We start from the raw sequence: 1,569 nt of genomic DNA, 5'->3' as shown, positions 1-1,569 counted from the left end.
CTGGAAAGCACCAGATCGGCGTCGGGCCGCGCCTTGCGTACTGCCGCGGCGGCGGCCAGCAGGCCGAGTCCCGAGTCCAAGAGCGCGATCTTCACGGCAGGCAACTGTAGCCGATGCCCGCTCCTGCCCACCCGCCGGGCGGGGGCGGATCAGCCTGGCGGCGACGCGTCCTGCGAGCGGATCGTCCGCAGGGGTCCTCCGTTCGGATCGTCTGTACGCGACGTCCCCGCGGCGCGTGACGAGTTCGGCGGCCCGGCTGCGGCAGACTGCGGCGGATGAGCCCGCTCACCTGGATCGCCGCCGGATCGCTGACCGCCTGGCTCTGGCTGCTGCTGGGTCAGGGCTTCTTCTGGCGCACGGACATCCGGCTGCCGCCCCCCGAAGAGCCGCCGCACTGGCCGACGGTGGCGATCGTGGTGCCCGCGCGGGACGAAGCGGCGGTGCTGCCGCTCAGCCTCCCCTCCCTCCTCTCGCAGGACTATCCGGGACGGGCCGAGATCTTCCTCGTCGACGACGGCTCCACCGACGGCACCGGCGCGCTCGCCCGCGAACTGGCCGACGAACTGCCGCACGGGCTGCCGCTGAGTGTGGACTCCCCCGGCGAGCCGGAGGCCGGCTGGACGGGCAAACTCTGGGCTGTGCGGCACGGAATGGCGCTCGCACGCGCCCGTACGGACGCGGACTTCCTGCTGCTCACCGACGCCGACATCGCACACGCGCCGCACTCGCTGCGGGAGTTGGTGAGCGCCGCGGTCGGCGCCCGGCTGGATCTGGTCTCGCAGATGGCGCGGCTGCGGGCGGAGAGCGGCTGGGAGCGGCTCATCGTTCCCGCCTTCGTCTACTTCTTCGCACAGCTCTACCCCTTCCGCTGGGTGAACCACCCCGGCGCCCGCACCGCCGCGGCGGCCGGCGGCTGCGTGCTGCTGCGCGCGGAGGCCGCCACCGGTGCCCGGCTGCCCGACAGCATCCGTGGCGCCGTGATCGACGACGTGACGCTGGCCCGCGCCGTCAAGCGCGGCGGCGGCGGGCAGATCTGGCTGGGGCTGGCCGACGGTGTCGACAGCGTGCGCCCGTACGACCGGCTGCCTCAGCTGTGGCACATGGTGGCGCGCAGCGCGTACGCGCAACTTCGGCACAGCCCAGCGCTGTTGCTCGGCACGGTCGCCGGACTGGCGCTGGTCTATCTGGTGCCTCCGGCTGCGGCGTTGGCCGGGTCACGGGTCGGGGCTGCCGCCTGGGCGGTGATGGCCCTGACGTACGTGCCGATGCTGCGCTACTACCGGCAGCCGCTGTGGCACGCGCCCACGCTGCCGGTCACCGCCGCCCTCTATCTGCTGATGACACTCGACTCGGCCCGGCGGCACTACTGGGGGCGGGGCGCCGCCTGGAAGGGCCGGACCTATTCCTGAGTCCATCTCTGATCAGGTGTGCGGGGCACTTACGGCTCACTTGCGGCCGGGCGTCCACTGCATGCCCCAGCCGTACGCCGCGTCGGCCGTGCGCTGGGGGCTGCTGCCGCGCTGCGTCACCAGATAGCGGGCCTCACGCTGGACGACGAGGTCGCCGCCC

Annotated in this window: 1 protein-coding gene and 1 pseudogene; one reads left to right on the top strand and one right to left on the bottom strand. The window is 73.2% G+C overall.

The genetic code is table 11. The features are described 5' to 3' along the window. Window positions 1-95, bottom strand: a pseudogene (locus ACRDP3_RS16800) (glutamate racemase); the annotation flags it as partial. Between the two features lie 180 nt (window positions 96-275). On the opposite strand from ACRDP3_RS16800, the gene ACRDP3_RS16795 reads away from it, so the two are divergent. Then, window positions 276-1,409: a glycosyltransferase gene (locus ACRDP3_RS16795; protein ID WP_431517771.1), complete on the top strand. Its 1,134-nt coding sequence runs from the start codon at window positions 276-278 to the stop codon at window positions 1,407-1,409. Window positions 1,410-1,569: the final 160 nt, after the last annotated feature.

It is taken from the genome of Streptomyces sp. (assembly GCF_050698815.1).
Taxonomy (GTDB): domain Bacteria; phylum Actinomycetota; class Actinomycetes; order Streptomycetales; family Streptomycetaceae; genus Streptomyces.
The sequence above is the reverse complement of the archived record's forward strand: the minus strand, read 5'-3'. Positions and strand labels throughout refer to the sequence as shown.